The sequence below is a fragment of the Pseudomonas japonica genome (assembly GCF_013522925.1).
Taxonomy (GTDB): Bacteria; Pseudomonadota; Gammaproteobacteria; order Pseudomonadales; family Pseudomonadaceae; genus Aquipseudomonas; species Aquipseudomonas japonica_A.
In genome coordinates this window covers 1-248 of sequence record NZ_JAAMQU010000059.1, presented here as the reverse complement: position 1 = coordinate 248, position 248 = coordinate 1, and the positions used below count along the sequence as shown (strand labels likewise).

The 248-nt window shown below is 65.7% G+C and carries 1 protein-coding gene; it reads right to left on the bottom strand.

Features of this window, described 5'->3' with window-relative positions; translation table 11 throughout:
* A partial coding sequence (locus tag G7016_RS24850) for a VCBS domain-containing protein (RefSeq protein WP_181118412.1) occupies nt 1-248 on the bottom strand: 248 nt, incomplete at both ends.

Here is a 248-nt window from a genome sequence, read left to right as displayed (position 1 = left end):
CAGCGTGCCGGAAGCAAGGGAGCTGTCCTCGACGACGGTGGCCTTACTGTCGGCCACCGAGGTGGTGATCACCGGGGTGTCGTTGGTGCCGGTGACGGTGACGGTCAGCGTCTGGGGAGCACTGGCCACACCCTGGGCGTCGGTGGCGACGTACTGGATGTTGTAGCTCGTGCTCTGACCGACAGCTAGGTGCTGGTAGGCCGCATTGCTCGGGTCGAGCGTCCAGCTGCCGTCGGTGTTCAGGGTGA